23 protein-coding genes and 1 pseudogene are annotated in these 25,964 nt (G+C 47.5%); 12 read left to right on the plus strand and 12 right to left on the minus strand.

The window, feature by feature from the left end; genetic code table 11:
- The first annotated feature begins 369 nt into the window (after positions 1-369).
- Complete coding sequence (locus tag CRO33_RS24370) at positions 370-594, plus strand: hypothetical protein (RefSeq protein WP_141398997.1); 225 nt, start codon at positions 370-372, stop codon at positions 592-594.
- Positions 595-739: 145 nt separating this feature from the next.
- Here the strand turns inward: CRO33_RS24370 and CRO33_RS03510 are convergent, their stop codons facing one another.
- Together CRO33_RS03510 and CRO33_RS03515 are read right to left on the minus strand one after the other, a co-directional pair.
- Complete coding sequence (locus CRO33_RS03510) at positions 740-1,009, minus strand: hypothetical protein (RefSeq protein ID WP_141398998.1); 270 nt, start codon at positions 1,007-1,009, stop codon at positions 740-742.
- Between the two features lie 488 nt (positions 1,010-1,497).
- Positions 1,498-3,273, minus strand: coding sequence for a GGDEF domain-containing phosphodiesterase (locus tag CRO33_RS03515; protein ID WP_097117050.1), 1,776 nt, complete (start codon positions 3,271-3,273; stop codon positions 1,498-1,500).
- Positions 3,274-3,607: 334 nt separating this feature from the next.
- Between CRO33_RS03515 and CRO33_RS03520 the strand changes: the two genes are divergently transcribed.
- Positions 3,608-4,981: a methyl-accepting chemotaxis protein gene (locus CRO33_RS03520; RefSeq protein ID WP_097117051.1), complete on the plus strand. Its 1,374-nt coding sequence runs from the start codon at positions 3,608-3,610 to the stop codon at positions 4,979-4,981.
- 68 nt (positions 4,982-5,049) lie between these two features.
- Here CRO33_RS03520 and CRO33_RS03525 read toward each other — a convergent pair whose 3' ends face one another.
- Entirely contained in the window at positions 5,050-5,271 is a 222-nt protein-coding gene (locus CRO33_RS03525) for a DUF3606 domain-containing protein (RefSeq protein ID WP_369682968.1), read from the minus strand.
- Between the two features lie 281 nt (positions 5,272-5,552).
- Here CRO33_RS03525 and CRO33_RS03530 point away from each other — a divergent pair, with 281 nt between their 5' ends.
- Positions 5,553-5,783, plus strand: a complete 231-nt coding sequence (locus CRO33_RS03530) for a hypothetical protein (protein ID WP_097117052.1) — start codon at positions 5,553-5,555, stop codon at positions 5,781-5,783.
- A 52-nt stretch (positions 5,784-5,835) separates the two neighbouring features.
- On the opposite strand, the gene amyA is transcribed toward CRO33_RS03530, so the two are convergent.
- The gene (gene amyA, locus CRO33_RS03535) at positions 5,836-7,326 is read right to left on the minus strand and encodes an alpha-amylase (RefSeq protein WP_097117053.1); all 1,491 of its coding nucleotides are present in this window, start codon (positions 7,324-7,326) and stop codon (positions 5,836-5,838) included.
- A gap of 215 nt (positions 7,327-7,541) precedes the next feature.
- On the opposite strand from amyA, the gene CRO33_RS24375 reads away from it, so the two are divergent.
- The gene (locus CRO33_RS24375; RefSeq protein ID WP_141398999.1) at positions 7,542-7,748 is read left to right on the plus strand and encodes a hypothetical protein; all 207 of its coding nucleotides are present in this window, start codon (positions 7,542-7,544) and stop codon (positions 7,746-7,748) included.
- Between the two features lie 1,527 nt (positions 7,749-9,275).
- On the opposite strand, the gene CRO33_RS24525 is transcribed toward CRO33_RS24375, so the two are convergent.
- The 4 genes from CRO33_RS24525 to CRO33_RS03555 all read right to left on the minus strand — a co-directional run bounded on the left by CRO33_RS24525 (position 9,276) and on the right by CRO33_RS03555 (position 11,932).
- Positions 9,276-9,446 carry a hypothetical protein gene (locus tag CRO33_RS24525; RefSeq protein ID WP_166935051.1) on the minus strand — a complete coding sequence of 57 codons (171 nt, stop codon included), beginning with the start codon at positions 9,444-9,446 and terminating at the stop codon, positions 9,276-9,278.
- A gap of 289 nt (positions 9,447-9,735) precedes the next feature.
- Complete coding sequence (locus CRO33_RS03545) at positions 9,736-9,957, minus strand: DUF2116 family Zn-ribbon domain-containing protein (protein ID WP_097117055.1); 222 nt, start codon at positions 9,955-9,957, stop codon at positions 9,736-9,738.
- A 380-nt stretch (positions 9,958-10,337) separates the two neighbouring features.
- The gene (locus CRO33_RS03550; protein WP_097117266.1) at positions 10,338-11,558 is read right to left on the minus strand and encodes an ISL3 family transposase; all 1,221 of its coding nucleotides are present in this window, start codon (positions 11,556-11,558) and stop codon (positions 10,338-10,340) included.
- 20 nt (positions 11,559-11,578) lie between these two features.
- Positions 11,579-11,932, minus strand: coding sequence for an SH3 domain-containing protein (locus tag CRO33_RS03555; RefSeq protein ID WP_160834697.1), 354 nt, complete (start codon positions 11,930-11,932; stop codon positions 11,579-11,581).
- Between the two features lie 100 nt (positions 11,933-12,032).
- Between CRO33_RS03555 and umuD the strand changes: the two genes are divergently transcribed.
- The 3 genes and pseudogenes from umuD (at position 12,033) to CRO33_RS24530 (ending at position 15,124) form a co-directional block, all read left to right on the plus strand.
- On the plus strand, positions 12,033-12,455 hold the full coding sequence (gene umuD / locus CRO33_RS03560; protein ID WP_097117057.1) for a translesion error-prone DNA polymerase V autoproteolytic subunit: 423 nt from the start codon (positions 12,033-12,035) through the stop codon (positions 12,453-12,455).
- Positions 12,455-13,718, plus strand: a pseudogene (gene umuC / locus CRO33_RS03565) (translesion error-prone DNA polymerase V subunit UmuC). Before umuD ends, umuC begins: the two are co-directional and overlap by 1 nt.
- 1,241 nt (positions 13,719-14,959) lie before the next feature.
- Positions 14,960-15,124: a hypothetical protein gene (locus tag CRO33_RS24530; protein WP_176505720.1), complete on the plus strand. Its 165-nt coding sequence runs from the start codon at positions 14,960-14,962 to the stop codon at positions 15,122-15,124.
- A 482-nt stretch (positions 15,125-15,606) separates the two neighbouring features.
- Here the strand turns inward: CRO33_RS24530 and CRO33_RS03570 are convergent, their stop codons facing one another.
- Complete coding sequence (locus CRO33_RS03570; protein ID WP_097117058.1) at positions 15,607-15,999, minus strand: YgiW/YdeI family stress tolerance OB fold protein; 393 nt, start codon at positions 15,997-15,999, stop codon at positions 15,607-15,609.
- 615 nt (positions 16,000-16,614) lie between these two features.
- Between CRO33_RS03570 and CRO33_RS03575 the strand changes: the two genes are divergently transcribed.
- Positions 16,615-16,815 carry a DUF2767 family protein gene (locus CRO33_RS03575; RefSeq protein ID WP_034821329.1) on the plus strand — a complete coding sequence of 67 codons (201 nt, stop codon included), beginning with the start codon at positions 16,615-16,617 and terminating at the stop codon, positions 16,813-16,815.
- A 67-nt stretch (positions 16,816-16,882) separates the two neighbouring features.
- Here CRO33_RS03575 and nifJ read toward each other — a convergent pair whose 3' ends face one another.
- Positions 16,883-20,380: a pyruvate:ferredoxin (flavodoxin) oxidoreductase gene (nifJ, locus tag CRO33_RS03580; protein WP_097117059.1), complete on the minus strand. Its 3,498-nt coding sequence runs from the start codon at positions 20,378-20,380 to the stop codon at positions 16,883-16,885.
- A gap of 136 nt (positions 20,381-20,516) precedes the next feature.
- The gene (locus CRO33_RS03585) at positions 20,517-21,173 is read right to left on the minus strand and encodes an MgtC/SapB family protein (RefSeq protein ID WP_034821327.1); all 657 of its coding nucleotides are present in this window, start codon (positions 21,171-21,173) and stop codon (positions 20,517-20,519) included.
- Between the two features lie 188 nt (positions 21,174-21,361).
- Between CRO33_RS03585 and CRO33_RS03590 the strand changes: the two genes are divergently transcribed.
- Positions 21,362-21,634, plus strand: coding sequence for a putative hemolysin (locus CRO33_RS03590; RefSeq protein ID WP_034821326.1), 273 nt, complete (start codon positions 21,362-21,364; stop codon positions 21,632-21,634).
- Between the two features lie 16 nt (positions 21,635-21,650).
- Here the strand turns inward: CRO33_RS03590 and CRO33_RS03595 are convergent, their stop codons facing one another.
- Positions 21,651-22,643, minus strand: a complete 993-nt coding sequence (locus tag CRO33_RS03595; protein WP_034821521.1) for a 2-hydroxyacid dehydrogenase — start codon at positions 22,641-22,643, stop codon at positions 21,651-21,653.
- Between the two features lie 165 nt (positions 22,644-22,808).
- On the opposite strand from CRO33_RS03595, the gene CRO33_RS03600 reads away from it, so the two are divergent.
- Genes CRO33_RS03600 through CRO33_RS03610 form a run of 3 tightly spaced genes read left to right on the plus strand, consistent with a single transcriptional unit; the run spans position 22,809 to position 25,944 of the window.
- Positions 22,809-25,427 (plus strand): YdbH family protein, encoded by a 2,619-nt coding sequence (locus CRO33_RS03600; protein WP_097117060.1) that lies wholly within the window; start codon positions 22,809-22,811, stop codon positions 25,425-25,427.
- On the plus strand, positions 25,424-25,612 hold the full coding sequence (locus CRO33_RS03605) for a YnbE family lipoprotein (RefSeq protein ID WP_013509194.1): 189 nt from the start codon (positions 25,424-25,426) through the stop codon (positions 25,610-25,612). The genes CRO33_RS03600 and CRO33_RS03605 overlap by 4 nt, the downstream gene beginning before the upstream one ends.
- Before the next feature lie 11 nt (positions 25,613-25,623).
- Complete coding sequence (locus CRO33_RS03610) at positions 25,624-25,944, plus strand: YdbL family protein (protein ID WP_097117061.1); 321 nt, start codon at positions 25,624-25,626, stop codon at positions 25,942-25,944.
- Positions 25,945-25,964 lie beyond the last annotated feature (20 nt).

Consider the following 25,964-nt stretch of genomic DNA (forward strand, 5'->3'; position numbering starts at 1 on the left):
CAATGTTGCTAAAAAAACATTACAACAATGTATAGAGGAGATTTGAAGGTGTAGGTTTAATTGGAATTTGTTAAATTTACCTAATAAATTTAGATTTTGAGTGAAACTATCATCAAAATATTAAGTCCAAGCAAGGATTTTTTGTGGCTGATTATTAAATTTAGTCAAGTAATCATACAAGGTCTTGCTTACTCAATGATTAAATGAGAGGTAAGTGTTGTGTGATTGGAATGGATTGAAAAAATAATCGGAATTCTGTGAGGTATGTCAATTATTTAAAATTTAGTTAAATATGACCTGATTTCATTGAGGCCACTCTGGTCATATGATCTATAGTTTATGAACTATTAGTTAATTTTTTGGAAAAAAATGAATATTCATTATCTTGATGAAGGCGGTGAAAATATTCAAAGGGTAGTATTACCCCCAACAGAGATTATGATTGGTGAACTGGTGCATGAATTGCTGCGTGAACGCCGTTGTGTCAACAGACGTGCCATGATTTCGCGACTATTGTTAAGGCTTGAAAATGTTATATGTCCAATGGAAGCAATATATTATGCCGAAATTCTTAATCTGTTTGAGCAAAAATAGCTTGGTTTATTCTCGATAGTTCTTTGGTTGGTCTACTTTCTGGGGGCGTGTTTACAATAATCGGTACTATTTTACTGGTAATTAACTGATAAAGATGTGTATGGCTATCTCTGAATACCTTATAAAATACAATGATCTATAGATTTTAACTGGAGTTTCGTTTTCCCTGACAGGTGCTTTTAAACGCATTTGCGGCCAGATTAAAGTCATATTCATCCAATATTTCTCTCCCGCGCGGAGTAAGTTTATATCGCTCTTTGTCACGCATACATTCATCGCCTAAGAGAAACTCAATAAGCCCCATCTCTGATAACTCTTTCCTGACAACGGGTTTGACGGAGGAGGGTACTGATCCTCTCTCTTTAATTATTGATAATAATCTATAGTGTTTCTGAGCAAGTTTCATATCAGCCATCCTTTGCAATAAATCCTTCACAATTTAACCATTGCTTTGGTTACATGCAGAGAAATTTTCCTTGGGAACGCTTTTGAAAGCAACAAAGTGGGGTGAGAATAGCAGCCATAGGCCAACTCGAATTTTAAGCTGTCACATATTAATACGATTTTTTACGCGCATCCAGTCGTTAAACAATAGCTTAAATTAAAAAACGTATTTCTACGAGTGATGTAAGAATTGCTTTGATCGTTTTACTGCTGAGAAAAAACCCGCAATAGCGGGTTAAAAGCTGGATTTAAAAGTTGTTTTTATAACCGATTCTTAAAGCTACTCATCCCTCTAGAGGGTGCTTAATTATCTGTATTAAGCAAAAGTTATAGTGCTTTTTGTGATTAAAACGTCCAGGATGAATCTTATAATTTACCAAAGTGAGCAACAGGAATAGTGTTAATGGAGTAATGCGCAACCAAGTCATAGTAGGTATCTAGTTAACCAAATTTGTGCTTTCAGTTCTTTAAGCGTCTTTGAAGCCATATGTCCAGTTCGGGATCAGATAGCGGCTTAGAGAAGAAATACCCCTGAGCCTGGTCGCAACCAAAATCACTCAGAAGAATTGCTACTTCAGCGTCCTCTACACCCTCCGCAAGCACCGTATAATTCAGCTCTTTTAACATTCTGATAATACTGCGCGCGATGATAAGCGAGGAGGTATCTTCTAAAACACCTGATATAAGTGAGCGATCAAGTTTTATTATATCCAGCGGCATTCGTCTCAGATAACTGATGTTACTATAGCCTGTCCCAAAATCATCCAGAGATATGGTAAACCCTTTTTCATAAAGTCTATGCAAACCGGATAGTGCCTGTGCATTTTCTATAATCCGCTCAGTTTCCAGGCATTCAATTCCCAAGAGATTATTAGATAAACGTGCTTCCAGCATTTTTGATTCTAATAAATCTGCAAAATTGTTTTTCGCGAAATCGTTCAGGCTGACGTTGATTGTGATGGGCAATTGAATATTCTGTCGATTGTATCGCTTTAGGCAGGCTATCGTCTTGTCAATCACCCATTCCGTCATCTCATGAAGTAGATCCGTTTGTTCAGCCATGGGTACAAATGCCGCGGGTGACAGTTCCCCTCTGACAGGATGTGTCCAACGTATCAGCGCCTCCAGGCCGACGGGCTGACCCGATGTGAGACAGGTTTTAGGCTGATATACAAGGTATAAGCCTTTATCAAAACGTATTGCATCAGAAAGCTCATTCATAAGAGTAAAATCATTTGAATGTTTTATTTCTTCAGACTCTTTATACATCACTGAGGGTAAATTTTTATCGATCGCTTCTTCAAGCGCAGCCGAGGCACGGCGAACGACATCACAGGCTTTGGATGAAATCGCCGTAAAATCCGTTTGGCCCGCATGGGAAGTAAGAGTTATTGATATCCCATTACCTAACTCAGCACAGATGCCTTCCATACGCCCTGCAATCCACGAGGCGTCCAGGCGGCTTTCGTCGCGCACCAGAATGGCAAAACGTCCAGTGGAAAGCGCATAGAACATCTCACCGTTTTGAGGACGTATTCGGCGAGGCAATTTTATAGCTATATCCCTGAGAAGTTCTTCAACCGGCACCATTCCAACTGTTTTAGCCAAGTCATAAGCATGAGCCATTTTCAGGCAATCAATAATAATAAGACGACGCTTGACCTTATCTCCTTCTGCAGCGAGCGACTGCATATCGCTGATTAGTCGGGAGCGGTTGGGCAAGAGAGTGACAGGGTCATTAAAACCGGTGGCATGCCAGGCTTCGAGAAATGACATAACCAACTCAGCAAGCTGTTGTAGTGTCGCGAGTTGCATATCGCTGAACGGATGTGGTTCCCGGTCAGTTACGCAAAAAGTACCTAATACGTGGCCTTCACGATCTTTGAGCGGAACGCCCGCATAAAAACGTATGTAGGGTTCACCAGTAACAAAGCGGTGGGTTAAGAAACGAGCATCCAGCCATGTATCTGGAACGATGAGAGCATTGTCGTCATTAACCACATGTTGGCATAAAGACTCATCTCTTTTTGAGTGTTTCAGTGAGAAATTATGTGAGGCCCGAATGTATTGGAACTCCTCATCTAAAACTGAAATGAAACTTCCTGGGATACCCAGCGCCTGATTGGCTAAATGAACAAATTTTCTCAGAACACTGTCCCTTCCTTCATCAGGTGCGAGAAGGGCGTCAAGCGCTCGTTTTCGACGTTCATTAGTAGCATTTAAATTTTTTACCATAAATCCCCCGTGCCGGGTCTAATAACCGGAACGTAAAAGTGAAAGAAAAATAACCGACCGGAAGAAGAAGCTAAAAACTGACTGAAGATTACGCTTTTTGTTGTCTCTTTCGCCATCATAAGACAGCCCCTTGAGTTCGTCCTGTTTTTTTTAGTTTAATTAAAAGGGTCAATCTGTTTGAGAAAAATATTTCTTGCTGGAATATTTCCTTTTTTTTAAATGCCTGCCAGACTCTAACTGATAACGCACTTGTGCGCAATCTAATAGCGCACTACTAAAATAATTTATATGGTTACTATTTTTGTCTAAATTAATCACAACACCAGGTAATTAAATGAACTTTCTTACGAATTTTACTATTCGCCGGGTAGTGCAGTGCATTCTCGTTGCCGCTTTTATTATTGTTGCTCTTGCAGGCTTATATGGTTCAGAAATCTTAAGAGATCTACATAAACAAACGCAGCGTGAGGGAAAGTTGGTTGCTCAACTCATCTTTCTGACCCGAGCAGGTAATACGATGAAATCAGGTGACGATTCCATAAAGAGAACCTTAGCAGAACAAGTTCCTGCTACACCGGACTGGGATGAATTTCGAACAGCCTTAACAGGTTCTGATATAAATTTTAATTCAGCATCAAAAGAGCGTTTAGAATTCCTCGAGGAGAGACTGGCTGACAAAGAGAATGCATTCAACGATGATCGTCAAAAACTGGAGTTAGCATTCACCGTTGCTTCATTATTTATCTTTATGTTACTGGTTCTCTGCGACCGCTTTCTGGTCGTGCACCTCGTTGAGCCTCTGACAACCTTAAGGGAACATTTCAGAGGAATTGCTTCCGGTGAACTGACTAATCCACTGCAAGATTTGGGTAGAAATTGTGTAGGGCAGCTGGTACCACTGGTGAAAGCCATGCAAGACAGTCTTTTATTAACTGTACTTTCCATCAGGAATAATACGGACCTGCTGAAGCGTGAGGCTGCAGACATCGAAGCGGGCAATACTGACCTTTCTGTAAGGACTACTCAACAGGCAACTTCCTTAGAGCAGACCGCACATAGTATTACCCAGCTGAGCGCGAACGTTCAGCAAAATGCATTAAGTGCTGATGAAGCAAGCAGTCTTGCTGAGAAAACGGCATATATCACCGGAGAAGGCGAAAAGCTGGTGAACTCAGTTGGCCTCATGATGAATGGTATTACCGAGGAAGCCGAAAAAATACGGCAGTTTACTGCCACAGTGAACAGTATCGCATTTCAGACAAATATACTGGCGTTAAACGCTGCCGTTGAAGCAGCCCGGGCAGGCGAGCAGGGCAGAGGGTTCGCTGTTGTTGCTACAGAAGTACGTACACTTGCACAACGCAGCGCAAGTGCAGCCAAAGAAATTGAAGGATTAATCAATACAACTCTCGCTCGTGTGAATGAGGGCAAAGAGGTCGCAGACCGTGCCGGGCACACCATGGGAGCGGTGACCCAATGCGTTTGTTCAGTAGATGAACTCATCAGGAAAATCTCTTATGCTTCAAATGAACAGAGCAAAGGGATCATTCAGGTGACGCAAGCAGTTACCGATATCGAACGGGTCACACAGCAAAATTCCACATTGGTAAGGCATGTTGCAAGTTCAGCCGTAAGGCTCAATACCAGAACCGAAGACATGGCTAAGACCATCATTCATTTCGCATTACCGGCAACCACACAGGTGTGAGATATATTAATCGACGGCCTGGCATAACTGATTCAAATGATAATAAACTCTCGCTTAATTACAGATAATTAAATCATGGGTTTGGGGGTTATGAGAGGGGGATGCTCCCTGAGCCATGTTCGTATCAGTTCTGTATTTGAGCCAACCTCTCTGATAGCTCTGGTTAGTCTTTCCTGAGTGGTTTGGAGTGTAAGAGTCCAGTAGGTAATTTGCCAGTGCTCATTTATTATTACCTGCGTCAAATCATGGGGAATGCGACGTTGAATTGGGTCTTTCATGACTAACCTCATATGATATTTTTCTGATTTAATTGGGGCTCATTGGGGTGTCAGATTCTGAATGATTTGATAAAACTAAAAAGCAGAATATTCCCTATTAAATGTCTAAAACTATTTATGGGATGTTTCTGATATAGAGACGGCTATTAAGCGAGGCGGGGTGGAAGTATAAGCGAAGCGATATTTTTTAATTCGATAACTAAAAAATATTAGCCTTAAACAGTTGAAAGTGAAGTTATTTATAAATCTGTTTGACCACTACACATACCATAGACTAACGCCAGAGATAAGTTATGAAGAAAAACAACTTTGTACCGGTAATGTCCGCCCAGAATGACATTCGCAGCTTGCGCATTGAAGCGGGTATGACTCAGGCTAATGCAGCCGAAAGATTTAATCTGAGCCTGAGAGTGTGGCAGATGAAAGAGTCGCTTTCGAAACCTGCTCAACTCAGTCAGGGAGAATACGAATTTTTACTACTGCTGGCAGGAAAACACCCAGAATATCAGCTTTCCACCAAATAATTGTTGCCGGCAGTATGCATTCTGCCGGCACAGTAATGTGGGGGGCAGCTTATCAGGAAATAAATTCTTCGAGAACCCAGACACTTACGCTACCCGCTTTACATTTAAACACGCCTTCACCTGATTCATTAGTCTTGATAACTTCATCGGAATTAAAAAGGAAGTCTCGCCAGATACGATTAGCTAAGGGTTCACCAAGATTAAGCGTTTTCTCACCATCATCACCATTTGACATTATCACAACGCATCCTGGTTGTTCCGCCGTGCCACTCCGGCTGAATGCAATGCAGTTAGGATGATCAAACCAGGATGTCTGGACGCCATGCGCGAATTGCTGACGTGCCAGCACTAGCTTATCGAGTTTATCTATGACTGGCATGTCTACACGATGGGTTTCACCATCATTACCTGTGTCTTCATAGTCTGCTCCAAAGAGGTCGGGGTAAAATACTGAAGGAACGCCATTTTCTCTCAATAAGATAAGCGCATATGCCAGCGGTTTAAACCAGGCTTCAACCGGGGCTTCTAAAGACTGCAGGGGCTGAGTATCATGATTAGCAACCAGCGTGACCGCATGAAAAGGATCGGCTTCAACTAATGTGCCTTCAAAGATTCGGCTCATATCATAATCACTGCCTTGTTTAGATGCCTCATGAAATTTCATATGGAGAGGTGCGTCGAAGAGCATTGTCTTCCCTTCAACCTGGTTTATATATTGTTGTAATTTGTCTAACTCAAAAGACCAGTATTCAGCCACAATAAATAGTGGCGAATCTGATACAGCTTGTACATGTTCAATCCATTCTTTATAGAACCAGGCGGGAATGTGTTTTACCGCATCAAGTCTGAAGCCGTTACATCCGGTTTGCTCCATGACCCAGCGCGCCCAGTATTTTATTTCTTCAGTTACTGCGTGATTTCTGAAGTCGATGTTTGAGCCCATAAGGTAATCAAAATTACCCATTTCTTCATCAACCTGCTGATTCCAGCCTTCACCCGTGTAATCATTAACTATCTTAAATACCCCATCCTCTGATGGGTTTTCTATGTGGTCTACACCATTAAAACACTTAAAATCCCACATAAACTGAGAGTATTTTCCCGCTCTGGCCGGAAAGGTATAGCGTGTCCAGGCTTCGCAGTTAACAACTTCTTCGTCAATTTTTGTACGGTCGTTTTCATCCACTCTATTGACCTGAACTGCCTCCTTTTCATCAGCCCCCATTTTATGATTGACAACAACATCTAATAAAACAGCAATATCATTATCTTTCAATGAGCTGATAGCCCTGAGTAAATCTTCCTTATTACCATATTTTGTTGAAATATTACCTTTCTGGTCAAATTCTCCTAAATCGAACAGATCATAAGTGTCGTATCCTACGGAAGCTGCACCCCCGGCGCCTTTATAGGCAGGGGGTAACCAGACCATGTTTATTCCAGATTCCTTCAAGTCTGACGCTCGCTCAGTGAGTTCAGGCCAGAGTTTGCCACCTTCAGGGTAATACCAGTGGAATGCCTGTAGCAGAGTTGGATTCTTCATTTTTTTCTCCATGTTTAGACATTTTAATTATGGAGTGAAAAATGATTTTTGCAGCGCAGAAGGTTTTTTATATTTTACTTTTTTTCATTGACAACTCGTAAGAAATAAAAATTGATTGGTCGTGATAAAAGCAGCAGGGCTCTTTAGAATTGTATAAGCAAAATGCCGTAAACGAGTCTTTTATCTTTACTTAAACTCCTTTAATGTGTTGCTGGATGTCGATAAATAAAATTTATCTTATTGTGACGATTTCTAAATCATTTGGTGATATGCGACATAACGAAAAGATGTTGAAGCGTGGTCGAAATCTAAGTGAGGAAAAAGAAGTAACAATCGATTTATGCGTTATGAATGACTTCTTGCCAAATAGTTCTAATGAAATTGGGGAAGGGAAATTTTCATGTGGTGAATTTGAAATCTAAAGCTGTGCTTGTTTAGATTGATTAACTCTAAAAAAAACCTCTATAAGTGGAAATCCATAAACACTTACAGAGGTGATGCAATGCACCATTCGTTACATGCGGCGATAGCCGCGGCCCAAAGTTATATAATATGACATCAATTGTACATTTCTTTTTCATTGCTATTGAACTCTTCCGTACATAGCAGCATGATTTAATAAAAATTCTTAGATGAATTGAGTGTGAATGATTCAAATTATTTATATTTAAATCAATCTCGTGAAGTTAAAGTGCCAGGTCGTTAACGCTGAACTAGTTGATTACTATCAAGTAAATTGTCAAGTTTAAAAATTGCGCATCTAATAGTTACTCCAAAAGCTAGACTTTTTAAATTCACGGCTTCGCTTTATTTTTTGATTTTTTCTGCTATTTAATATTCAAAATAATTAGCAGTGAGTGGTGGGGTTAGTGAGAGAAAACGGACTTGATCTGCAGTTTTACGTCGTTGAGATCAGAAAAATAGCCGCGGCACATCAGTCGGGTTTGAGTCTTTTGGAAGCCAAAAGGCAGGTTGATTCTACCATACAGCATATGCGAATTAACCTGAGGGATGACAAATCTTACCAGGCCCGCCAGTGGAGTACCTTACTGGATGCTCTTAAAACTTATAATCGGAACACCGTTGACCCCCGATGGGCAAAAGTGATAAACCATGCCAATTTCAGAATAAAGAGCCGACTAAATACAGTCATTTATTATCGAAAAAGACTGCGCGAGCAGCGGTCAAGCCAAAAGGATATTTAAATTCATTTAAAAATCCGGTTGATCGAAGTTAAATAGCAGATTCATTAAAATTTGTTGCGTCTATCTTAATTAAGAATTGAAAGGTTTTTTCGATTATTTCAAAATTCATTCGTCCTGATGCTATGGAGTATATTTTTATAAAAGTGTAAAAAACGTATTTTTGATAAAATTCAAATGCCCTTCGATATTGCCACCATCACTTATCAGCAACTCGAAGGTGTTCGTGCAGATACTGAATTTCCAAGTTAGGAACCTACCCGGCCTTGGTGTTTGAAACCTCCTCAGTATGTATTGAAGTGCTTTGATACGTTCTGAAAGTACGATTAAAATAAAATCATTTCCTGTTTTTAGTTGGTTGTCTCAGAAAGCCACTCACTGAAAATAAGAGATGTTTTGTCGCCATGAATTTCAAAGGCAAGTAGTGCTGAAGAGTCTCAAGGTGTTGATTAGCCATGCGCGAAGAAATAAAACCCGGATAGATATCCGGGCGGCAGAAGTTTTGCCTTAAATTGATGGCGTCCCGCTGGGAACGGGAACAGTTTAGTATGTAACTGAAATATTGCTAATCCGAAAATAAAAAACACAGATTGCTATTAACTGCAGTCTGTGAGAAGTGTGTCAGATAATCTTTCCTAATTATCTCTGGCCAGCAATGATGCGTCGAGTCACCACTGCAGGGAAGCCAGTTTTTCCTGCATAACTAAAACATTCATGCGGTTAAGCATTCTAGTCAAAGGGTTTGTTTTAACTCTGTGGTTGTCCGACCGGGCCCTTACCCAATGGCCCACCTGGCACCGACTCATTACTCGGTGCATGTGGGCGGCCATCGTTACCCACCGCAGGGCTTTCATGCTGGCATCCCGCCAGTGTAATCAAACTCGCTATGATGAACATCCCGCCTAATAAATTTTTCATAATTTGCTTCCCATGGTAAGGCAACGATATGTTGCTATTTAAGCATAGAATTTCTACAAAATCTGTCAAAGTTCAGGAGTAGAATTAAATGTTGATTTCAATTATTTTAACAGGTAATAAAGGCCGTTAAGTACGGGCATAATTTTGGTTGCCAGAAATTTATTGTTCAATATGACATCATTCCTAATGGCAGTGCTACATCGCCTTAGCGGTAATATTTTCCAATCGCATAGCAGCTAATCTGACATAAGCAATATAAAAAGGGTTTTGTGTTTATGGTGAATACTTTTCAAGATATCAAATCACCAGTAATTCTCTGCTTCATCTCACGCTGATGCTTGTGATAGTCCTCGCCACACTCTGCAGAACAGAAAGCGGTGTTAGCCACTATTGCCTCATCAGTGCACCAGATACAGTTACCATTTCGGCTTACCAGGCGCGGCTTACGGGCAGACAAAGAGGCCGCTAAATGCGCTTCTTCACGTTCCTGAGCCAGATCCACGTCATCCATTAGTTAAAGTCCTTATTGTCATTATGTTGTATTACTGAGCACTCTTCGGCCTGAGTTCTCAGGTGCCATTCACTGCGCAGACATTCAGCTTAGTTCATTTGTTATGAATAAGCAGTTTAACGCTTTAAATAGCCTGAATTTGCTGATTTTTCATACAAATTCCCGGCATTAAATATTCCTTCCCGGTCATGGGTTACCCATCGCCGAAATGGGCTATTGAGATTCTTTACATACCATATCTCCTTTATCAAATGCCCTTCACGTATTAATTCCTATAGCATTCAATCAGCTTAAAAAGTCTCAAGCGGTACGGCTTGAACAGCATTACCAACTCGTTAATACTGTGTGTAAATGGGTCTTCCCCGATCATGGTGGGAGACTCAGAACGCCATATTCAGTTTCCCGTAGTGGAACATCACTCCCAGCTTAAAGCGCTCCCGGTTTCGGTATCCCCTGGCTTTTATCCTCAGCAGCCTGATCTTGCTGTTCAGTGCCTCCGCATTTCCGTTTGAGACACTGTGTCGCATGGCATTCAGGATCCCGTACAGCCTTTTTCCTATCGTTTTAGCCGCGTTTTTCATCATGGGAACGTCACTGCTGGCCGCCAGCGCCAGCCATCTCTGCCAGTCATTCCGTCTTTCCTCGCCCCATGGCCTGTTCCAGATATCCTTTGCCAGCTCTTTTAGCGCCCAGCACTGGCTCGTCAGCTTCATCTGTGCACGCAGCCATATCAGCTTTTCCTGCCTGGATTCGGTCATCCACTTATCGCTGTACTGCCACAGGAAGCGGGTTCCCTTTGCCTGACGCCGGCTTTCTACAGGGAGGTGCGGATGTTCATTCTGGCGGGTTTTATCCACCACTTCGCCCAGTTGCTTTGCTACATGGAAGCGGTCGAAGGCGATTTTCTCAACCGCACTGGGTAAGTGGATACGTGCTGCTCTTATATATCCTGCATTCATATCCATGGAGAGCGTTTTGATAGCCAGCAACTGCCCGTCAGTGAGCGTGCGAAGATAGCTGGCAAGGCTCTCTGTGCCGCGATCATCCGTTAAGGCCAGCGCCCGTCCATCGCGATCGGAGATCACCGTTATGTAACGATGTCCTTTTTTAAAGGCAACCTCATCCACATTCATATGACGGGCGGATAATGGCTTTTTTATCCGGGCAAGGCCTCGCTTAACTGCCCGGGTCATAATGCCGTCAACCGCATTCCAGCTGAGCTTAAGTTGTTTCCTGACAGCATCAACGGTGCTGATTTTCAGCCATGAAAGCACGAACGATTCGAACAGAAGCGTATACCGGCTTCCCGGACCCGCCCACGGAACAGGCAGGGTCTGGCAACCATGCTCCGGACACATAATGCGGGGAACATCGGCTTCGACAATCGTGGTGAACTGGGAGGTATCAAGATGGCGCCATTTACGATGCCGGTGATCGTGCACAGGACAGGATTTGCCGCAGGCAGGACAGGTTAATATCGCATTTTCAGCGATTCCGACGGTGACAGTAACGGAACCCGCATTTTCATCAAGGGACAAGGATTCAACCTGCCACGGACCGGACAAATTGAGAATGTGGGCATAGAGGGATCTTTCATCCATAAGAGCGTACCGGATTAAAATTAGATACCCGGCATACTTACACATTCTTCTGGCACCCAGCCAGATTCACCTGAGTCATTGAGCGCCCAGTACCAGCTATTAAGGGACTTCATAACAGTAATTTGCTCGCCGGACCTGACTGATAATTCATGCGCTGTATAGTCTTCGAGGCAGACGACTTCATTTGCACTGAGGGGAGTAAATATTTGTTGTGGGGCCCATCCAGCTTTACCGGAGGCAAGCGCTATCCATACCCATCCGCGATATTCAAGATCACAATGGCTGATAAAGGCAGTACTGTCTTTCTTTATAACGATGGGGTCAGGATAAGCAGAGATGTAATCTCTGATGACAACAGCAGCATTATTATTCAAGTGTTCTCCTCCTGTTGTTCGGTAAACAGCAAAAATCCTACAACAGCCACCACAACAGGGGAAGACCCTTATACATACAGTGTTTATTGGGATTATTATCATGGAGTTTTTCAGACCATCGGAAATCCGCGCCAATCTGGAGTTGCCGCTTATTATTGCCAGAGTCCCGTGTGGCTTTCCTTCGCCTGCTCAGGACTATGTCGAACAGCGGCTGGATCTTAATAATCTGTTGGTCAGCCATCCCAGTTCGACCTATTTCATCCGGGTCAGTGGTGATTCGATGATCGAGGGTGGTATTAACGATGGCGACATGCTGGTGGTGGACAGCTCCGTCAACGCGGAGCATGGCGACATCATCGTGGCTGCAATTTCTGGAGAGTTCACCGTGAAGCAACTGATGACCCGGCCCGTCCTCCACCTTAAGCCAATGAATGCAGCACATGCCATCATTCCGATTCCCGATGCCGACCAGTTTGAAATCTTCGGCGTTGTCCGGCACTCCATTAAGACGATGGGCCGTTAATGTTTGCCCTGGTGGATGTGAACTCGTTTTACGCCAGCTGTGAAACGGTGTTCAGACCGGACCTGCGTGGCAAGCCGGTAGTTGTCCTCTCTAACAACGATGGTTGTGTTATCGCGCGTTCGGCAGAAGCGAAAGCACTGCAGCTGCCTATGGGGGGCACCGTACTTCAAGCTCAAAGACGAGTTCAGGCGTCATAAAGTTCAGGTATTCAGTTCCAATTACGCCTTATACGCAGACATGAGTAACAGAGTGATGACCACTCTGGAAGATATGGCACCCTCAGTTGAAATCTACTCTATTGACGAAGCTTTTATGGACCTGACCGGGATACGTAATTGCCGTGTGCTGGAAGACTACGGGCGGGAAATTCGCGCGCGCGTAAAGCGCGATACGCATCTGACCGTTGGAGTGGGGATAGCACCCACTAAGACGCTCGCCAAGCTGGCCAATCACGCCGCCAAAAAATGGACGAAAACCAGGGGCGTGCTGGATTTATCGAACATTGAGCGCCAGCGCAGGCTGATGGAACTGGTGAAGGTCGAGGATGTGTGGGGAGTGGGCAGGCGTATTAGCAAAAAGCTGAATGCGATGGGCATCATCACCGCGAAGGACCTTTCAGAGCATAGCACGTACATCATCCGTAAGCATTTCAATGTGGTGCTGGAAAGGACGGTGAGGGAGCTGCGTGGCGAACCCTGCCTCGAGCTGGAGGAATTTGCGCCCACGAAACAGCAGATTGTCTGTTCGCGTTCATTCGGTTCCCGCATAACGGAATACCAGGATATGCGTCAGGCGGTGTGTGCTTATGCCGAGCGCGCGGCCGAAAAGCTCAGAAGTGAACGACAATACTGCCGGCAGATAGCCGTTTTCGTCCGAACCAGTCCGCACGCGGTAGGGGAGACGTTTTACGGTAATCAGGCAATGGGCTCGCTGATAACACCCTCCAACGACACGCGGGACATTATCCGCGTGGCCATGGAGTCACTGGATCGCATCTGGCTCGATGGATGCCGCTTTATGAAAGCCGGCGTGATGCTGGGAGATTTTTACAGCCAGGGCGTTTCTCAGCTCAATCTCTTTGACGAATTTAAGCCACAGGCTAACAGTGAAACGCTGATGCGTGTCGTTGACGGCCTTAACCAAAGCGGGAAGGGGAAATTATGGTTTGCAGGACAGGGTATGCAGAAAACATGGGCTATGAAGCGGGAAATGCTGTCGCCGGCTTACACCACCCGCTTTTCGGACCTCCCCGTTGCGAGGTGACATTTTTACTAAATCCTCTTCAACTGCTGCTACTCACAAGCACAACATGTTATGTGGTCGAGTTTCAGGGGCGGACCTGTATCATTGATGAACGACTGCGGCCGGAAGATGGTGATACTGTTTTGCTGGATATGTTAGGGATGTATGAGTGGGGAAACCTATACACACATCCAAACCGGGTAATAACGGATGAAGGAGTGATTCTGGAAGAAGACTTACTGGAAGATATGGCTATCCTTGGCGTAGTTACTCATGAGGTCACGGCCATAAAGGTACAAGATAGATCGCCAATCTGATGCAGTAAATAAAAAGCCCGGGAGAATCCAGTCACCCGGGCGGCATCAATGTATGCCAAACATTTTCAATAAGAGTTGTGTCGTCTAAACAGGGAAGTAAAAGGCGACCTTTTGAAAATAGACTGTAACTGATTAAACGCTAGCGAAGCGGCAAAAAGAATGAGAACAGTTGATGTTTTGAGGTTTGATGATGGCAGGAAGAAGGTGATTCAGTCAGGGGGGCAGTGTAAGAAGGTCAAAAGAAAGACACACAAAACGATAGATAGGATAATTCGGGTGGAGAATCTTTCGCCTTTTACTTAAGTAATCCGATATTAACGTTAACAGCATGAAATAGACTCTTTAATGAAGTACACAGACTTTGACGCAAAAAAAAACACAGGATGCCCTTGAGTTCAGCCTGTGCAGAGAGTGTCTAATAATCATTTATCTTTTTTATTGTTCTGCCATGATAAGACGTTTTACCACATCATGGAAATCCATTGTGCCTGTAGCAGAAAAATTATTGCAAGCAAAAGCACAGTCGTTAGTGCAGGAATCGTCAGGTTTCTCATACGGACCTGTTTTCTCATTCAGGAGGAATTTATTTACCAACAACTGTAGACCATACAGGAAGAAAGACCGCACTACAGGTGAGTTTAATCGTGGGCAATCTTTGGGATAATGATTGTACTTTCTGATATGACGCATCTTACATTGTATCGCATGTAGTGATGCAACCATTGCCAGTTGAGTACAAAAAAACACCCGTCAGGGGCAAGTGAACGTATAGTCAATATGGTTATTGTGCACCACTGTAATTGCCTGAAAATAAAAAACACATAATACTTGCATTGGCTGACAGTCATTCAAAAAGTACAATTGAAGCCGGAAGAATCGCATTGAACCGGACAGAAATGCATTCAAAGGCTAAATTCTCATCAAATGGAAAGGTGCGCTTAATTTATGTACAGCACCTCTGATTTAATACCCTCTTTTCAAAATGCTCCATTAGTGCTCGTTTTAGAAATATTGAAAGATTCAAAAACAGAAGTGTATGAGAATCTCCATTTAAAAGAAAAGCCCGGAGCTGGTGGCGAGCCGGGCCTGCACAAAGAGTGCGAATCATGATCAAACGGAGTTTTATCGATATCACAGGAAAGTGGTAGCGATAAAACAGAGTTTAGACTGTGATAATGGGATTGCATGCGAAGCGGTAAGATTAAGTCATGACTAAGTAAATTTTTTAAGGTAATGCCTGCTTTGCCATAGATAAAACTAAGCAGTGTTAGTGGCCTAACACCATAAAATAATTAGCTTAACCGAGTGAAGTTTACCTCTACACCAGGAGCAAAGTTAAACAATCAAAATCCTTTATTCAGCTTGCTATAGTCAGATTCGCAATCATTAAATACCAGGTTTGCCATCATGTAATCTAAAGCGGGAGAGATGGACGTTTATTGAAAGTAGTATTGAACTTATTCGGTATGTGCTGAAGGTGTCAGGCTTTCAACCACGGGATTTTATGGATGCACACTCTAGCCGTTTGAGCTAGCGCTAGCTATTATGGGGTCAGGCCCCTGCCCTTAATGAGCGGGGCCATCGTTTACTTATCAGGGTTCGTCTATACGTGAAACTTTTAAATGCGCATTTTTACCTTTGCCAAACACCTTGCCACTGACGCGGATTTTATCTTCAGAATTGAAGGTTTTGCCTTTAAAGGTAGCCTCTGGAGCGTCAATGTTTACTGTGCCCGTGCTATCACGAAACTGATAAATGTTGCCCTTCACTTTTTTAACAATGTAACCTTCAAGAGTGACATAACCGCCCTGGCGGAAATCTTTTATCAGTGTGATCGGTGTTTCCGCGGTGTCTTCGGATCCTTTATAACCTGCATCTTCTTTGCTCTGAGGAGGTGGTGTTTTACCCGCTTCAAATCCCCCGGTTTCAGCACAAGCGCCAAAACTGAGAGGTAACATTACTGCGAGCCAGGCAACTTTATTCATTTTAATCTCCATTAATGAGGCATCGACTCTAAGCCTGGCACAACTTAGGAAAAATAACTGATGCGCACATAGTTTTGATGTTTCATAAAGATTAATAATGCAGCGATTGTGGGAGCTAACGATCTATTCAGGGAGATAAACGAGGGGCGAAATCAGGGGCAAATATCTTTTTCAGAGCACTAAATGGGGCATTGTCATTGGCGGTCAGTGTAAAACTGCGTACTTATGCAATATTCTAACCGAATGAAATATCAAGGCTATCCATTACTGCCAAGAACTTGTAGTAACTGTCTTATGTCTTCAGATTATATTGTTCTTTTTGGTTACTTCTTGATTTTCTGACATTATTTTCACGCTTGAGAATGAACGCAAGGGTCGTTGGCGGCTGAATAAAGCTTCAGCGGCAATGAACCCTTATGACATGAGTGCGTATGGTACGGATTGCGCAGGCGAATGCCAGTCTGATGTGATCTCTTTTCAAGGATTCCTGCGATAAAACCGCACACTTTGCCAGAACAATATGCCCATTTATTGATCTGGGTAAAGATTGTGCGCATCGCTGCCTGACAGGATGGATGAAGTGTTTTTTTAGTTTCTAAAGGTGAGGAGAGGCAGATGCAAACGTACGACATGGTTTTTGAAGAAGCGTGCCGGCTAGTCGGGCAATGTTATCTCGAGCTGGCACAGCGTGGATCAGCAACAGAAAAAGAGGTGGTAGCGACAGAATTGCGTAATCTGCAACTGCGCTATAGGGAGTTAACCGGCTCGCCCAATCGCGCGGTTGAGATGGCAATTATTCAGCTTCAACCCTGTTAAATCATTAAGCCCGGCCAGCGCGCCGGGCTTAGTTCATTTAGTCACTTTTCTCTGTTTTACCGGCCATTTACGCCAGTCTTTGATAGCGTTGATTGGCGGCTTCGGTTGCATCCTGCCAGATCTGCGCGGCGGCTTCCGGTTCACGGGTTTGCAACTGGCGGAAACGCTGCTCGTTCATCAATGCCTCTTCCAGCACCGAGGTGGGCGGGCGAGAGTCCAGCGCCAGTGCCGCTTTACCTTGTTCTGCACGTCGAGGGTCATAGCGATACAGCGGCCAGAATCCGCTGGTGGTCAACAATCGCATCTGCTCATGGCTGTAGGCGAGGTCGTAACCGTGCTCTTCACACGGACTGTAGGCGATGATCAGCGATGGGCCGGGCCAGGCTTCCGCTTCCTGAATCGCTTTCACCGTCTGATTCAACTGCGCGCCCAGCGAAATTTGGGCCACATACACATGCCCATACAGCATGGTGGCAACGCCTAAATCCTTACGTGCTTTGCGCTTCCCTTGCTCGCCAAACTTGGTGACTGCGCCGAGCGGCGTGGCTTTGGAGGCTTGTCCGCCGGTATTGGAATAGCACTGGGTGTCGAGAACCAGCACGTTGATGTTTTCGCTCAGGCTCATCACATGATCAAGACCGCCATAGCCGATGTCATAGGCCCATCCATCGCCTCCAATCAGCCAGACAGATTTCTCCACCAGCGCATCGGCGATAACCCGCAATTCGCCTGCGTGCGCTGATGATGAAGCCGCCAGCTGCTGACGCAGTTCAACGATTTGCTCGCGACGAACAGAGGGCAGGACATTTTCCTCTTTCAATGCTGCCACTAAAGCGTCAGGCAACTGTGGCGCACACTGATCTAACAGACGTAGCGCACGCTGTTTCTGCTGATCAACGCTCAGGCGGAAACCGAGCCCGAATTCAGCATTATCTTCAAACAGGGAATTGGCCCATGCCGGTCCGCGTCCTTCAGCGTTAGTGGTGTAAGGGGTGGAGGGGAGATTACCGCCATATATGGATGAGCAACCGGTGGCGTTGGCAATTAACAGGCGATCGCCATACAGCTGCGTCAGCAACTTGATATACGGCGTCTCCCCACAGCCGGAACAGGCGCCTGAATATTCAAAAAGCGGGGTGATCAGTTGTGAGGTGCGAATATCAATGCGTTCCAGCTGTTCCGCCGTGATTTCCGGCAGCGCAAGAAACGCATCGTAATTCACCTTTTCAGTTTCAACATGCTCAAGACGGGATTGCATGTTGATGGCTTTAATCTCCGGGTGCTGGCGATCGCTGGCCGGGCACACTTCGACACACAGATTACAGCCGGTACAATCCTCAGGTGCCACCTGCAACACGTATTTCTGGCCGCGCATATCGCGTGATTTGACGTCGAGAGAAGTGAGTGATTCAGGCGCGGAGTCCATGGCTTCAGGCGCAACGACTTTAGCGCGAATCGCCGCGTGCGGGCAGGCTGCTACGCAGTGATTACACTGCGTGCACAGGTCGGGTTGCCAGATGGGGATCGCTTCGGCGATGTTGCGTTTTTCCCACTGTGTGGTGCCAACGGGCCAGGTGCCGTCTGGCGGCAGTGCGGACACCGGCAATTTGTCGCCTAATCCTGCCAGCATGGCGGCGGTGACGGTTTTGACAAAATCCGGTGCGCTATCGGATACCACCGGCGGGCGGTGCGGGCTTTGCTGATCAACCGCCTGTAGCGGCACCGCTTCCAGCGCCTGTTGAGCCATCGCCAGCGCCTGCCAGTTACGCTGCACCAGCTCCTCGCCTTTACTGCTGTAACTGCGTGCAATGGCGTTTTGCAGTTCGGTTAATGCACTGTCGCCGGGCAAAATCTGCGTCAACTGGAAGAACGCCATTTGCATCACGGTATTAATGCGCGCACCGAGCTGGCATTCACGCGCAATACGCGCCGCATTGATGACATAAAACCGCGCCTGCTTGTCATTAAGCTGGCTCTGCACTTCCTGCGGCAGGCGTGACCAGACTTCATCAGCGGCATAAGGCGTATTAAGCAGAAAAATGCCGCCCGGTTTCAACTGGTCAAGCATCGAATATTTATCAATAAATTGCAGTTGATGACAGCCGATAAAATCAGCCTGTTGCACCAGATAAGCCGACTGGATGGGATGTTCACTGACGCGCAGATGGGAAACAGTCAGGCCGCCCGCTTTTTTCGAGTCATAAACGAAATAGCCTTGCACGTGCCACGGCGTGGCATTGCCGATGATCTTCAGGTTGTTTTTGCTGGCGCTCACGCTGCCGTCACTGCCGAGGCCGTAAAACAGCGCTTCCAGTCGCGCCCGGTTCGGCACGATGTTGGCCTCCATCGGCAGCGATAAGTGCGTGACATCATCATAAATACCCACGGTGAAACGCGCAGGCGGTTGTTCACGCTGCAGCGCACGGAACACAGCGAGCACGGCATCAGGGGCAAACTCTTTCGATGACAGACCGTAGCGTCCGCCGATCACTTTCGGCAGGGTCGGGCGTTCACCCCGGCTAAAGGCCTCAGCCAGTGCGGTCATCACATCCAGGAACAGCGGTTCACCCAGTGCGCCGGGCTCTTTGGTGCGATCCAGCACCGCCACGCGCTGAACCGAAGCAGGCAGCGTTTTGATCAGATGCGCCGCTGAGAACGGACGATAGAGGCGCACTTTCACCAATCCGACCTTTTCGCCGCGCTGCAACAGAACATCAATCGCTTCTTCGGCGGTGCCGCAGCCCGACCCCATCATCACTATCACGCGCTCAGCCTGCGGATGACCATAAAACTCAAACGGCTGATACTGGCGACCGGTGTTAGCGGCAAACGCGTCCATAGCGGCTTCAACATGGCCGGTGCAGGCGTCATACCAGCGATTAGTGGCTTCGCGTGACTGGAAATAGGTATCAGGATTGGCGGAGGTGCCGCGAATGGTTGGACGATCCGGCGTCAATGCGCGTGCACGATGTTCTGCGATCGCTTGTGCTGGCATCAGTGCTTGCAGGGTTTCATCGCTAATAGGAACGATTTTGTTGATTTCATGTGAGGTGCGGAAACCGTCGAAGAAGTGGATAAAGGGCACGCGGCTATTGAGTGAAGCCATCTGAGAAATCAACGCGAAATCCTGCGCTTCCTGCACGCTGGAAGCACACAGTTGTGCGCAACCGGTCTGGCGCACCGCCATCACATCAGAGTGATCGCCAAATATCGACAGCGCATGCGTGGCAACAGTTCGCGCAGCAACATGCAGGACAAACGGTGTCAGCTGCCCGGCGAGTTTATACAGCGTCGGGATCATCAGCAGCAGGCCCTGCGATGACGTGAACGTGGTGGAAAGGGCGCCGGTTTGTAACGCACCGTGCACGGTAGCAATCGCGCCGCCTTCTGACTGCATCTCCACCACGCGAGGGATATCACCCCAGATATTGCGGCGACCTTCGCCAGACCAACTGTCGGCCAGTTCCGCCATGGTGGAACTGGGCGTGATGGGATAAATGGCGATCACTTCACTGGTGCGGAAAGCGACCGAAGCCACCGCACCGTTGCCGTCGACGGTAATCATAAATCGTCCTTTGCTACGCTGAGAAACCTGAAACTTTACGGGGGTAATAATTCAGTTTAGCAAAGCAATTTGGTTGGACTTTTTCATCTGTGTGGTGGCGACAGGTGAGCGCACTGCCATCTAAAGTTGTTGATTTTTACATCATTTCTAATGATTGAACGCCTTTGATTTCCATCACTTTATCGTAGATGGTGTGAATGGCGGCACTGCGTGACAATGTCACCTCAACGCTGAGTTCACACAGGCCATTCTCCTCATCCCGATTTACCACAGCAATGTGACCGTAACGGATATTCTCGCGTTGCAGCACCAGCAACACCAGCGGCACGCTTTTGGGTTTAAGGTGCACCATTAGCGTGTGATGGCGGCCAATCAGCCAATGACTGATGCGACGGAAAGTTTCTAACACCACCAGCGCTAGCACCGTGCCATAAATACCGATTTCATACATGCCGCTACCAATCACCAGGCCAATCGCGGCGGTGACCCACAAACCTGCGGCGGTGGTTAAACCCTTGACCACTTGTTTTTGGATGATGATGGTACCGGCGCCGAGGAAGCCCATCCCACTCACCACCTGTGCGGCAATTCGGCTGGGATCCAGCGCCACGTGATCACTATCAAGCATGTCCGCGAAGCCATACTTCGACACCAGCATAAACATGGCACTGCCAATACCCACCAAAATGTGGGTGCGTAATCCGGCCTCTTTGGCGCGCATCTGACGCTCGAGGCCAATCAAACCACCCAAAATGCCGGCGAGCGCAATACGGATCAACATGTCTGTTAGCATGATTCCTCCTTATGCATTGATAAATAGGATTGTTTCGGTGAAAAAAGGCTGATCAGGTCCAATCAGGATAATTCTGCTTGCAAAAGGCGATAAAAAAATTTGTAAAAAGCTGTGTCGCCTATCGATCCCTTAACGCACCTGACATATGCTGGGGGCTCTTTTACGCCCAACTCCCCGGAGCCCGACCGATGAAAGCCGCTACCTTACTGCTGGCCGGTGCAGCACTGTTACTTTCTGCCTGCAGCAGCAACAGTGATGACGAACCACCACAACAGGCTACCGCAGCACACGTTCAACCGCATGTTGTTATGGCATCTATGGCCGAAGTGAATTGCAGTAATGCCGGGGGAACATTGGCGTTTTCACGCCAGCTGGATGGATCGCGTATTGGCATGTGTCAGTTAGCCAATGGCCGTCGTTGTGACGAGCAGGCGCTGATGGGTGGACAGTGCGCCCGCTGAGGCAGGCGCCACATCTTTACGCTTTCACCTGATTCGGGCAGTCTTCGCCACGTTCAAGCTGCTGTAAATTGCTGAGCGTGGTTTCGGAAATCGCCGTCAGGGCTTCGGCAGTCAGGAATGCCTGATGGCCGGTGAACAACACGTTATGGCAGGCTGACAGGCGACGGAACACATCGTCCTGAATCACATCGTTCGATTTATCTTCAAAGAACAGATCGCGCTCATTTTCATACACATCCATACCGAGTGAACCTATCTTTTGCTGCTTCAGCGCATCAATGGCTGCCTGTGAGTCGATCAGGCCACCACGGCTTGTGTTGATGATCATCACCCCATCTTTCATTTGATTAAAGGCTTGTGCATTGAGCAGATGATGATTTTCAGGCGTCATTGGGCAATGCAGCGTAATCACATCGGATGCGGCAAACAGCGTTTTCAGATCGACATACTCGGCACCCAGTTCGAGTGCAGCAGCACTTGGATAAGGATCGAACGCCAGTAAACGCATGCCAAAGCCTTTCAGGATGCGCATGGTCGCCACACCGATTTTACCGGTGCCAATCACACCCGCCGTTTTGCCGTGCATATTGAAACCGGTCAGGCCATCCAGCGAGAAGTTAGCATCACGCGTGCGTTGATAGGCGCGGTGAATGCGGCGATTCAGCGTCATCATCAACCCCACCGCGTGTTCAGCCACCGCTTCCGGCGAATAGGCCGGTACGCGTACCACCTGCAAACCGAGGGCGGCAGCCGCTTCAAGGTCGACGTTATTAAATCCGGCACAGCGCAGCGCGATGGTTTTCACGCCCAGTGCCGCCAGCTCCTCCAGCACCCCTTTACTGCCATCATCATTAACGAAAATGCACACCGCATCGCAGCCCGCCGCATTTTTGGCCGTGGTTTCGCTCAGCAGGAAGTCAAAGAACTGCAGCTCAAATCCAAAGCTGGCATTGACGTGTTCAAAGTATTTCTGGTCATAGTGTTTGGTGCTGTAAACCGCAACTTTCATTATTTCGCTCCTGAAAAATGCAACGTCGGTATCATCACAGAATAACGTTTTCTGCATCATTTTGCTGATCTTCAGCCAGGCTATATAGCTAACACCTTCATTTGCCGGGCATAACATGACATCATCTCCGTCAGGATTGCGTAAAGAACAGGATAGTTAACTGCCATGTCGCGGGGCCTCCGTCGAACACTTGCTGCGCTACTGGCGCTGATATTGCTGCTGTTGGGATTACTGCTGACGCTGACGCAATGGTTGCCGCGTCTGGCGGGCATCTGGCTGCCGGAAAATACCCGCGTTGAGCTCAATGGTTCACCGCGCTGGCACAACGGCGGCGTGCATTTTCCGGCGGTAAGCTATCTGGCTGGTGACTGCGAGCTGGCGAATGTCAAAGATGTCGCGCTGGGTTGGCAACATAAACGCTGGCAGCTCAGTGCACAGGCCGTACAGCTCAACAGTGAATGCCTGCAAGCCCTGCCACAGAGCGATTCTAGCGGTGCACCGCGCAGTCTGGCCGAATGGCAACACATGTTACCGGGTGCCGATATCCATCTGGAGCAACTGACTATTTTACCCTGGCAGCAATATGCCGGCCGTTTTGATCTCAGCCTCGATAAAAGCGTCCAGCAGTTACATTATCAGGGCGATAACCTTCAACTAGATGCACGTTTGCAGGGGCAGCAACTGCAGATCGCACAACTCCAAATCAGTCATCCTTTGCTACCAAAACCGCTCGATTTGCACGGTGATCTTACGCTGCCCACCTTTGCTAACGGTTTGCCGGTGGCGGGTGAACTCAGCGGTGATGTCAATCTGACGCAGTGGCCGCAGCCGCTGGCGATGACGCTTAACTGGCAGCAGCAGCAAGGCACGCTGGTGATTAATCAGCAGGGTGACGATCAGCCGTTGTTGCAGGTACCGTGGCAGGTCGATGCGCAGCAGATACGTATCACTCAGGGACATTGGCGCTGGCCGCAAGCTGACCAACCGCTGTCGGGTGGTTTGGCGCTCACCCTCGACAACTGGCAGCAGGGGCTGGAAAACACCCAGGTCAGCGGGCGGTTCAATCTGCTTACCCAAGGCCGCGGCGGTAAAGGTAACCTGGTGCTGAGTGTCGGGCCGGGCACATTGAGCCTTACCGACAGCGCGTTACCGTTCCAGCTGACCGGCGAAAGTAAGTTTGCCGACCTGCAGTTGTTCGGCAGCATGCCGGGCATATTGCACGGCATGTTGACCGATCCGCAAATCACACTTAAGCAAGGTGCGCTGCTGCGCCTGCGTGGACGCTTGCTTTCGACGCTGGAAGTGGATGAAGCACGCTGGCCGTTAGCGGGCGTGACACTTGCCTCGCGCGGTATCAATGGCAGATTACAAGCAATTCTAAAAGCTCACGATCCCAACTTCGGTCGCTTCACGCTGCATCTTGATGGACGCGCCAGCGATTTTTGGCCAGACAGCGGACGCTGGAACTGGCGATACTGGGGCGATGGAATGATGCAGCCGCTCAATGCCAAATGGGATGTGAAGGGCACGGGTAGCTGGCAGGATACGTTAATCAGTCTGGACACACTCAATACCGGCTTTGATCAATTAGCCTATGGCATGGTGCAAGTCGACAAACCGCGCCTGACCTTAACCGCACCGGTGCGCTGGCAGCGAGACGTCGCGCATCCGGCTTTCAACGGGGGTTTTACCCTGAAATCCGGTCAGACGCAGTTTAGCTATGGCGGGTGGTTGCCGCCTTCAGAACTGCGCTTTGAGGCCAAAGGCAGCGATCCGAGTCGCTTTATCTGGCGTGGGCAACTTACTGCTGAGGATATCGGCCCGGTGCGGGTACACGGGCGCTGGGATGGTGAACGTTTGCGCGGTGAAGCCTGGTGGCCAGCTCAGTCACTGACGGTGTTCCAGCCTTTGCTCAGTAGCGATTTGAAGATGCGCATTCAGTCAGGTGAATTGCGGGCACAAATGGCGTTTTCTGCGGCCACCAAACAGGGCTTTGAAGCCGGTGGTTTCTGGGCAGTGAAAAAGGGCAGCGTGTGGATGCCGGACAGTGAAATCAATGGCATCGACTTCACGCTGCCGTTCCGTCTCAAGGATCACCAATGGCAGTTAGGGCGTCGCGGTCCGGTTTCACTGCGCATCGCTGAAGTCAAAAACCAGTTTGCGTTGCAGAACATCACTGCCGATCTGCAGGGCCACTATCCATGGCAAGAGCGCCAGCCGTTGACGCTCAGTAACGTGAATCTCGATCTGTTAGGCGGCCATGTCAGCATGCCTGAACTGCGCATGCCGCAGCATGAACCCGCGCGCGTTTCGCTGCGTGAAATCAACCTCAGCAAGCTGATTACGGCGATCAAACCCAAGCAGTTCGCCATGTCGGGCAAAGTGAATGGCGAGCTACCGCTATGGGTGAATAATCCGCAATGGCTGATTGAGAAGGGCTGGATTGCCAACAGCGGCCCGCTGACCTTCCGCATGGATAAAGATATGGCGGATGCCATCGTCAGTAATAACTTTGCCGCGGGTGCCGCCATGGACTGGCTGCGCTACATGGAGATTTCCCGTTCGTGGGCCACTTTGGACCTCGATAACTTCGGCAATCTCACGATGCAGTCCGAAGTGAAAGGCACCAGTCAGTTTAGTAATCGCCGACAGTCGATTAACCTCAACTATCGGCATCAGGAAAATCTGTTCCAGCTGTGGCGCAGCCTGCGCTTTGGCGATAATTTGCAATCCTGGGTGGAACAAAATGCCACCCTGCCATCAAAGAAGGATCCCCAACCATGAGCCTCAGGGCATTGCTGGTGTTGGCAGCTGGGCTGCCGCTGATCGGTTGCGTGCCGCGCATTGAAGTGGCGGCACCGAAAGAGCCGATCACCATCAATATGAACGTGAAGATCGAACATGAAATCCACATCAAGGTCGATAAAGATGTGGAAGCGTTGCTGAAAAACCAAAGCGGCCTGTTTTGAGGAGCGGCATGATGAAATCGAAAGCGATGGCATTGTTGCTGGTGCTGCTGCTGGTGCCTTCAGCGTGGGCGCTGACGCTGGACGAAGCGCGGCAGCAGGGGCGCGTGGGGGAAACACTCAGTGGCTATGTGGCGGCGCGACAACAGGATGATGAAACCCTGGCGTTGGTGAAACGGATTAATGATGGCCGTATGCAACAATATCAGCGCGTCGCGCAGCAGAACAATCTGAGCACCAGTGAAGTGGCACGTATCGCGGGCGAAAAGCTGGTGAGTCGCGCAGGCAGTGGAGAGTATGTGCGCGGTATCAACGGGCAGTGGTTACGTAAGTAAAACCCATCATTATCTGAGTC

The sequence above is a fragment of the Pantoea sp. GL120224-02 genome, from assembly GCF_900215395.1.
Classification (GTDB): domain Bacteria; phylum Pseudomonadota; class Gammaproteobacteria; order Enterobacterales; family Enterobacteriaceae; genus Pantoea; species Pantoea communis.

What these genes read in the sequence shown, in the direction of transcription:
- CRO33_RS24370 (WP_141398997.1), top strand. Translation starts at nt 370, where the DNA reads ATGAATATTCATTATCTTGATGAAGGCGGTGAAAATATTCAAAGGGTA.
- CRO33_RS03510 (WP_141398998.1), bottom strand. Translation starts at nt 1,009, where the DNA reads ATGGCTGATATGAAACTTGCTCAGAAACACTATAGATTATTATCAATA.
- CRO33_RS03515 (WP_097117050.1), bottom strand. Translation starts at nt 3,273, where the DNA reads ATGGTAAAAAATTTAAATGCTACTAATGAACGTCGAAAACGAGCGCTT.
- CRO33_RS03520 (WP_097117051.1), top strand. Translation starts at nt 3,608, where the DNA reads ATGAACTTTCTTACGAATTTTACTATTCGCCGGGTAGTGCAGTGCATT.
- CRO33_RS03525 (WP_369682968.1), bottom strand. Translation starts at nt 5,271, where the DNA reads ATGAGGTTAGTCATGAAAGACCCAATTCAACGTCGCATTCCCCATGAT.
- CRO33_RS03530 (WP_097117052.1), top strand. Translation starts at nt 5,553, where the DNA reads ATGAAGAAAAACAACTTTGTACCGGTAATGTCCGCCCAGAATGACATT.
- amyA (WP_097117053.1), bottom strand. Translation starts at nt 7,326, where the DNA reads ATGAAGAATCCAACTCTGCTACAGGCATTCCACTGGTATTACCCTGAA.
- CRO33_RS24375 (WP_141398999.1), top strand. Translation starts at nt 7,542, where the DNA reads ATGTCGATAAATAAAATTTATCTTATTGTGACGATTTCTAAATCATTT.
- CRO33_RS24525 (WP_166935051.1), bottom strand. Translation starts at nt 9,446, where the DNA reads ATGAAAAATTTATTAGGCGGGATGTTCATCATAGCGAGTTTGATTACA.
- CRO33_RS03545 (WP_097117055.1), bottom strand. Translation starts at nt 9,957, where the DNA reads ATGGATGACGTGGATCTGGCTCAGGAACGTGAAGAAGCGCATTTAGCG.
- CRO33_RS03550 (WP_097117266.1), bottom strand. Translation starts at nt 11,558, where the DNA reads ATGGATGAAAGATCCCTCTATGCCCACATTCTCAATTTGTCCGGTCCG.
- umuD (WP_097117057.1), top strand. Translation starts at nt 12,033, where the DNA reads ATGGAGTTTTTCAGACCATCGGAAATCCGCGCCAATCTGGAGTTGCCG.
- CRO33_RS24530 (WP_176505720.1), top strand. Translation starts at nt 14,960, where the DNA reads ATGTACAGCACCTCTGATTTAATACCCTCTTTTCAAAATGCTCCATTA.
- CRO33_RS03570 (WP_097117058.1), bottom strand. Translation starts at nt 15,999, where the DNA reads ATGAATAAAGTTGCCTGGCTCGCAGTAATGTTACCTCTCAGTTTTGGC.
- CRO33_RS03575 (WP_034821329.1), top strand. Translation starts at nt 16,615, where the DNA reads ATGCAAACGTACGACATGGTTTTTGAAGAAGCGTGCCGGCTAGTCGGG.
- nifJ (WP_097117059.1), bottom strand. Translation starts at nt 20,380, where the DNA reads ATGATTACCGTCGACGGCAACGGTGCGGTGGCTTCGGTCGCTTTCCGC.
- CRO33_RS03585 (WP_034821327.1), bottom strand. Translation starts at nt 21,173, where the DNA reads ATGCTAACAGACATGTTGATCCGTATTGCGCTCGCCGGCATTTTGGGT.
- CRO33_RS03590 (WP_034821326.1), top strand. Translation starts at nt 21,362, where the DNA reads ATGAAAGCCGCTACCTTACTGCTGGCCGGTGCAGCACTGTTACTTTCT.
- CRO33_RS03595 (WP_034821521.1), bottom strand. Translation starts at nt 22,643, where the DNA reads ATGAAAGTTGCGGTTTACAGCACCAAACACTATGACCAGAAATACTTT.
- CRO33_RS03600 (WP_097117060.1), top strand. Translation starts at nt 22,809, where the DNA reads ATGTCGCGGGGCCTCCGTCGAACACTTGCTGCGCTACTGGCGCTGATA.
- CRO33_RS03605 (WP_013509194.1), top strand. Translation starts at nt 25,424, where the DNA reads ATGAGCCTCAGGGCATTGCTGGTGTTGGCAGCTGGGCTGCCGCTGATC.
- CRO33_RS03610 (WP_097117061.1), top strand. Translation starts at nt 25,624, where the DNA reads ATGAAATCGAAAGCGATGGCATTGTTGCTGGTGCTGCTGCTGGTGCCT.